The organism is Treponema sp., assembly GCF_024696245.1.
Lineage (GTDB): Bacteria > Spirochaetota > Spirochaetia > Treponematales > Treponemataceae > Treponema_D.
The window spans coordinates 1-6849 of record NZ_JAILGZ010000022.1 but is presented as its reverse complement, the minus strand read 5'-3'; the positions used below and the strand labels follow the sequence as shown (position 1 = coordinate 6849).

Sequence of the window (6849 nt, the reverse complement as noted above, 5' to 3'; positions counted from 1 at the left end):
GTACAGGAAAAGAAATAGTACCATAACCAAAAATATCCCTGAATAAAGTAAAGCCAATTGCAAAGGCAGAAAAGGAAGCGCTGTATTTAAAATTTGCTTTAAGCTCATCTTTAAGGGGGCGGATTTCCGGAATGTGAATTTTAGTTACTATAAATGAACAGGTTGCAGCAAGATAAATGGCAAAATGAAGTACAAAGGCTGACATGGGACTGTAAAAATTAAGTATCTGTTTGAATATTACAGCCGAAGAAATTACTACAGCTGCAGTAACCGGAACCTGAAGTTCCTTAAGCTTTAGTATGTCTATGAGTTTTCTTGATAAAGTTCCTGTAAGGATAAAGAAATTATAGGCCGTTAAAATTAATATTCCGTATGCTAGCCTTCCTGGAATAAAAACAAGGAGAGCCATTGACTGTATAAGTATGTTATAGATGCTTGTTTTCTTTAAGGACATTTTACTTTTCCTCTTTATGACTGATATTGGCTTTTACAAGAGAAGGAATTTTATTTTTCCAGTAATTAATCTGGTTGTAATAGCCTGACTGTTTTATATTTTTACGTGCTTTTGCAGATATTTCGCTAAAATCAATGAAATCAGCCTTATCCTTTACTGAATCATAGATAAATACACAGGGAACGGATGAATAAATTGTAGTTACCCTGATAATAAAAACATAGGAATCCGGATTATTTTTTAACTGCCAGGCTGATGCAGTAGTAGATAAAAGGGATGAAAATTTAATCTCTTTATCCGCCATATCATCAAAAGAATTTTTGTTCAGGATAGAATTTACCTGTGCTTTAAGCCCTTTGGAATAGGATTTTTTTGAAGTCAGACAAAGAGCAAGCATTAATCCGCATAAAACTACAATTACAGCTACAAAAAATCCAAGTTTTATAAGCTGTTTTTTGTAAAATTCAATCTGTATATTTGTTTCTTCAGGAGAATTTTCAGTGAATTCTTCAGACATTTTCTGTCTCCTTTATCATCTCTACTTTAGGTAAAAGATTTTTCTTGATGCATTTCTGTGCCCCTTTGTTTTCAAAATACTGAATAAGAGGGCTTAAAAGATTCAACATAAGGACTACGAATACCATTCCTGCTGCAGAAGTTCCAAATCCTGCTGTTATAAAGGCAAAAATAGCTGCAGCAAAACCGTATAAACACTTACCTGTTCTGGTTAAAGGTGCTGTTCCATACCACTGAATAAGGTAGGTTGCATAAAATAAAGTACCGCTGGAGAAAAGTGCAAGAATCATATCTCCCTGCAAAGGAGTTCCATTGATAAAAACAGGAAGAAGGAGCCTTACTAAAAGCATGTAGGCCATTATAAATATTCCCGGAATTATATAATCAATTATTGAATAGGAAATAAAAAGTACAAGGGAAATAATTGTAAGAAGATTAAACCTGAAGGCCGGTATAAAAGAACCTGAATCTACAATCATGCTGATATAACCGTCAGGTATGGCAATTTTAAAGAAAGAAAAAATATTTTTATTAAGGAAATCAGTAATTTTATAATCAAAAGAAAATGTTTTTATGCTTCCATTCTGAATCAGGTTTAATGCTGCATTTCTTGACTGAAGGGAATGTGCCGTAATTTCAAAACCAGGGAAAAATGATGAATCAAGGAAAAAGAGCATTGCTATGGTTAAAGCCGATGGATTAACCCAGCTGGCTGCAAAATTACCGAATACATATTTACTTCCTGCAAAACATAAAAGGGCTGTAATAAATACAATTACAGGAGGATATGTCTGAGGAACAAGAAGTCCTGTAAGTAATCCCTGAATTACGGCAATTACATAATCATATTTATAATTCTTTCTGCAATAACGGAAAGCTGCTTCACAAAGAATTGAAGCTGCAAGTGGACATGCGGTTGTTATAAGAGCAGAAAAACTTCTGGTAACTGCAAGTCCTATTACCTGCAGAATAAGGGCAGATAAGATTATCTTTGAAGAAGTTGAAACTGAAGGTGTTAAATATATAAATGGTGTAAGAGTAATGGAATGCTTTTTATACATTATTTTAGTCTGCATTGTTTTCCCTCACTAAAGAAATTGTCTGACTTAAAGAAAGTCTTGACGGACATACTGAATTACAAAGATTACAACCTGAACAGAGACTTGCAGTTTTTATCAGGTCTCTATCATTTCTGTAATTAAAAATCAGGTCAGGATAAAGATTTTCAGGACAAATACTGCGGCAGCGTCCACAATGAATACAGCTGCTTACAGTTGTATCATTCATTTCTGTATGCTTTGTAAATTCTATGCTTTTTACACTTTTTGTTATTGGTATGTTAAGGGATGATACTGCACTGCCCTTTAACATTCCGTTAATAACAATAAGGTTGCTTTCTGATTTAAAACCACCACATTGATTTACAATGTTTTCAATTGGAGTACCAATTCTTACCCTTAAAACTGCAGAAGAATTAATACATTCTCCGCAAATATGAATAAATCTTTCTACTACAGGAATTTCTGCTGCACATGCTTCCCATGCTGAATAAGCTGTTACACTGTCAATAAAAATACAGTTACCGTTTACATTCCTGAATTTATTGTTTATGGAAGAACCATTTTTTCTAATATTTTTAATAAGGTCCTGTTTTGTTCCGGAAGGATATTTATTTGTATCAACTTCGCAAAGAAGGCACGGAATATCTTCAATGTAAGAAAGATCAGGAAGCTCAACCATATTTTTACTTACGGTAAAAATAATTCCGTCAGCATCCATTGCCCGGGCTATAATATGTGAACCTTTTACAACTTCTGCAGTAAAGTGGTTAAAAACAAAACTATCTGTAAGAACACCTGGATCTTCGTCAAAAAGCCTTACTATGAGAAATCTGTTTTTTTCCAGACTGCACTCTTTTATCTGATCAGAAAGGGAGTAAGTTCCTGAAAATGTATTAACAACTCCTTTGTTTTTGAATTCAGAAAGAAGCTTTGCAGCTGATTTAGCTTTCCAGTCAATTTCGTGAATCTTTTTTCCAAGATAATAGAATTTTCCACCTGTTTTGATTTTTACAGTAGCAGATGTTTTTCCATCAGGAAGAGTAACCTGAGTAATGGAATCAACAATTCCGGATACAGATGCATTTACATCAGCACCGGAGCTGTGGTCGTTCTGGGGAAGAAAGCCAATAATCTGCCCTTCTTTAACTGTATCCCCTTTACTTACAGTTGCTTCGTAATTACCTTCATCCAGCTGATTTAATGGAATATAAGCATACAAAGGTAAAAATGAGCGGACTGATTTTTTTATTTCACGACGTTCTGTGTGTACAAAATTCTTAATACTTTTCATTTATTTCTTCCAGCAAAAAATTGGAATAACCAGATTAATGGTATAACAATAGCACTTATGATTATAAGAATCAAACTCCAGATAAAATTCTGGTTTTCATTCCTGCCTGAGCTGGTATAACCTGATTTTAAATCCCTGCCCTGATCAATTAAAATATTTTCAATTATATTTAGCCCTGAATCCTTTACCTGATTATCCATGCTGTCAATAAACTCGTCATCATAAGTAAGGACCTTTCTGTCCCACTGAATTATACCTTCAGAAGATTTTTCATAAGAAGGAATGGAAACTGAGTCTCCCATGTGTGGAGCTGCTTCAAGATCATCTTTATTGAGGTTTTTATATGGAAAACTCAGCATTTTCCAGGACCAGTCATAATAATCCTGAGTCTGAGGAAGGTCTGCTGATATTTGGGAAGAATTCTTTACCGGAGAAGGCAGTTCAAGAACATCATTACTTTTTACAGTTGCAAAAGATGTGTCTGTAATAAAGAAAACCATAAGAATCAGAATAAAAGCCGGAGCAAGAAGAATCTTTTTAAGGGATTTTCTTGTAAACAGGCTTATTTGTCCTGCAGAAAAAATAGGAAGGTAATCAAAGGAAGCCTTAGAGTCCTTCCATAACATAAACTGGCCGTAAAGAAATACTGAAGAAATAGATGCAGAAATCGCAAGAATTCCCAGTAAAGCTGAGGTAAGGGAATTAAAAAGTATAACAGCAAGGGCTGTCAGGGAAAGAAGCTTTAACCTGAAGCTGTGGAGCATTTTTATAAGACTTCCCTTTCTCTTCCACAGGCGCTGACAGATAAAAAAAACTGACATTAAAATGAGTACTCCGCAGGCTGTTGGATAAAAGGGTACTGCGGCAGAGAGCAAAAGAAAGATAAATGATGATAAGGCAAAAAGAATTTTATTGTCAGAAAATATAAGTAATAAAATAAAGGCAAAGAGACAGGCAAGAGGTACCATTACAGGATAATTTCCACGGGTATCAATACCTGTTTTAGAAGTAAGTTTATTGTTAATTACTTCAACTGCACTTTCAAGATACTTTTTCTGGCTTTTTTTAACGTAGTAAAGTTTATAATCCCCGTCCCTGTCGTAAAAATAGTTAAGTCTTTTATTAAGATAATCATTAAAGGATGCAGGAAGAACAGGTGTAACAGTAGAAATAAAGGGAGGCAGCTGATTTGAAAGGGAAATTATTTGGGAACAGCCGCTTTCTTCAAGAATGGATAAAACTGTATTTTCCGGAATAGAAGCTTCTACATAAAGTACGGAATAGTTATTCCAGAGTTTGCCACCTGGAACTACCCTGAAAATAAAGAGCATTAGCAAAGTGAGCAAAATAATTAATAAGGGCAGAACTATTTTTTTAATGTACTTCATGAATTAAAGCAGTATAGCACATATTTGATTTTAATTCTATAATATGTATAAGAAATTGAAGGAAACTAAAAAAATTACCCATGGATTTTAAAATTTTCACCACAGGAAAAGATGATGCCGGCAGACGCTTGGACCGGGTAATCAAAAAAATATTTTCAGACCGTAAGATTCAATCAAATGCCCAGGAAGTGATCCGTAAAAAGCTGGTAAAGGTGAATGGCAGTAAATGCCAGGCATCCAGACTTCTTAATGAAGGTGATTCCATAGAAATAGCAGCTTTTTTACTGGGACAGGAAGCCGAAAAGTCAAAAAACGAGTCTGATGAAGAGTCTGAATACGATTCTGAAAAAAAAGAGGATATTCCATTTCCCTATGAAATTTTATTTAAAAATGAACACATTATGATGATAAATAAACCATCCGGTATAAATGTTCAGCCTGCCGTTAAAGGAGAAAAAGCTCTTTCCGTAAGCATAAAGGAAGCCTTTAAGGATAACCGGTCACTGTCATTTACCCCTGCACCCCTGCACCGTCTGGACAAATATACTTCCGGAATTCTTGCAGTTTCAATGAGTATGGAAGGTGCAAGATGGTTTTCAAGAGCCCTTGCTGACCACAAACTGGTAAAATCTTATCTTGCAGTTTTAAACGGTACTGTAAAAAAAGAAGAAACATGGACAGACAGTCTGGATTCCCAGGAGACTGAAAATAAAAAATATGGAAAAAGCAAGGTTTATCTTTTAAAAAAAGATGAGAGCAGCAGCGCAAAAGAATGTATTACTATAGTTAAGCCCTTAAAAAATGTTATTTTTAATGGTAAAGCTGTAACTTTTTCACTGTTAAGGATTTTAACGGGTAGAAAGCATCAGATAAGGGCTCAAAGTGCAGCCAGAGGACATCCCTTGCTGGGAGACAGTGCTTATGGTGGAGGTTCCGGAAGTTTTTACCTTCATGCATGGAAATTAAACCTTCCTGCAGATAATCCCCTTAACATTCAGGAAGAGATTACCTGCCCCCTCCCTGACAATTATATGAGTTTTCTAAAAACTTCCTTGAAAATAGATAATTTGGAAAGTATAATTTAAACAAAAGGGTTTTCATGAGTATTTTTAAGAGATTATTAAATCATTCTATAGAAGTATATGCACTGGTTGGTGAAAGCGGAACAGGAAAAAGTTTTCGTGCAAAGCTTTTAACCCAGAAGTATGGAATTGAAGCCATGATTGATGACGGGCTTTTAATTCAGGATGAAAAAATTCTTGGGGGAAAATCAGCAAAACATGAAAAAACTTATCTTGGAGCAGTAAGGGTTGCCCTTTTTGACGACAAGGAACACAGGGATGAAGTTGCAAAAATTCTCCTTAAATCAAAAATTAAGAAGATTCTGCTTATTGGTACCAGCGAAAAAATGGTTACTAAAATTGCCACAAGACTTCAGCTGCCTCCTCCTGAAAAAATCATAAAGATTGAAGATATTGCCAGCCGGGAAGAAATTGAAAAAGCCATTAGAAGCCGTCAGGTAGAAGGTAAACATGTAATTCCTGTTCCAGCCATAGAAGTTAAAAAGACATATTCCCAGATATTTTCAAAATCAATACGTGAGATTATCTCTAAAAGTTCCCATAAGATTTTTAAGCGTAAAGAAAGTGCCATGTCTGAAAAATCCATCGTAACTCCTGAATTCAGTAAAAAAGGACGGATAGAAATTTCAGAAGCTGCCTTAAGTCAGATGACAATGCACTGTATCAATGAATTTGATCAGGCTGTAAAAGTTAAAAAGCTTAATATTAAAACAGATTCCCATGGTTACAGGCTGATAGTCACCGTTGATGTTCCTTTTGGCAAACAGCTTACCGGAGAAATCCGTAACATGCAGCAGTATATCGTGGAAAATATTGAACGCTTTACAGGAATTCTTATAGAAGAAGTAAGCATTGTAATTGACAAAATAACCATGAATAAAGCTTCTGCTAAATCACCGGAAAAATCCATTTCCGTAAGAAATCCTTTTACAAACCTCATTCAGAAAATAAAAAGCTGAAGTATCAGTTGATAAAAAATTAAGCCAGGCTCTTATTGCGGACAGGAGCTTTCTTTTCTGTTTTATCAGTCTTTTCTAATGGACGGCGTCTTTTTTTA

The 6849-nt window shown here is 34.9% G+C and carries 7 protein-coding genes; 2 read left to right on the top strand and 5 right to left on the bottom strand.

All coding sequences use genetic code 11. The features are described 5' to 3' along the window. The 5 genes from K6D58_RS01580 to K6D58_RS01560 all read right to left on the bottom strand — a co-directional run. The coding region (locus tag K6D58_RS01580) for a hypothetical protein (protein ID WP_296826852.1) at positions 1-454 on the bottom strand (454 nt) is incomplete at its 3' end. A 1-nt stretch (position 455) separates the two neighbouring features. Then, entirely contained in the window at positions 456-971 is a 516-nt protein-coding gene (locus K6D58_RS01575; protein WP_296826850.1) for a hypothetical protein, read from the bottom strand. Then, a complete protein-coding gene (locus K6D58_RS01570) occupies positions 964-2046 on the bottom strand; it encodes an RnfABCDGE type electron transport complex subunit D (RefSeq protein WP_296826848.1) in 1083 nt (360 codons plus the stop codon). The genes K6D58_RS01575 and K6D58_RS01570 overlap by 8 nt, the downstream gene beginning before the upstream one ends. Further along, positions 2036-3322: a 4Fe-4S dicluster domain-containing protein gene (locus K6D58_RS01565; RefSeq protein WP_296826846.1), complete on the bottom strand. Its 1287-nt coding sequence runs from the start codon at positions 3320-3322 to the stop codon at positions 2036-2038. The genes K6D58_RS01570 and K6D58_RS01565 overlap by 11 nt, the downstream gene beginning before the upstream one ends. Further along, complete coding sequence (locus K6D58_RS01560) at positions 3319-4653, bottom strand: hypothetical protein (protein ID WP_296826844.1); 1335 nt, start codon at positions 4651-4653, stop codon at positions 3319-3321. The genes K6D58_RS01565 and K6D58_RS01560 overlap by 4 nt, the downstream gene beginning before the upstream one ends. A gap of 137 nt (positions 4654-4790) precedes the next feature. On the opposite strand from K6D58_RS01560, the gene K6D58_RS01555 reads away from it, so the two are divergent. Then, positions 4791-5795, top strand: a complete 1005-nt coding sequence (locus K6D58_RS01555) for an RluA family pseudouridine synthase (RefSeq protein ID WP_296826842.1) — start codon at positions 4791-4793, stop codon at positions 5793-5795. A 14-nt stretch (positions 5796-5809) separates the two neighbouring features. Next, on the top strand, positions 5810-6751 hold the full coding sequence (locus tag K6D58_RS01550; protein WP_296826840.1) for a hypothetical protein: 942 nt from the start codon (positions 5810-5812) through the stop codon (positions 6749-6751). The last annotated feature ends 98 nt before the right edge of the window (positions 6752-6849 follow it).

Bases quoted from the DNA above. Each gene is read 5' to 3' on its own strand.
- K6D58_RS01575 (WP_296826850.1), bottom strand. From the start codon at position 971: ATGTCTGAAGAATTCACTGAAAATTCTCCTGAAGAAACAAATATACAG.
- K6D58_RS01570 (WP_296826848.1), bottom strand. From the start codon at position 2,046: ATGCAGACTAAAATAATGTATAAAAAGCATTCCATTACTCTTACACCA.
- K6D58_RS01565 (WP_296826846.1), bottom strand. From the start codon at position 3,322: ATGAAAAGTATTAAGAATTTTGTACACACAGAACGTCGTGAAATAAAA.
- K6D58_RS01560 (WP_296826844.1), bottom strand. From the start codon at position 4,653: ATGCTCTTTATTTTCAGGGTAGTTCCAGGTGGCAAACTCTGGAATAAC.
- K6D58_RS01555 (WP_296826842.1), top strand. From the start codon at position 4,791: ATGGATTTTAAAATTTTCACCACAGGAAAAGATGATGCCGGCAGACGC.
- K6D58_RS01550 (WP_296826840.1), top strand. From the start codon at position 5,810: ATGAGTATTTTTAAGAGATTATTAAATCATTCTATAGAAGTATATGCA.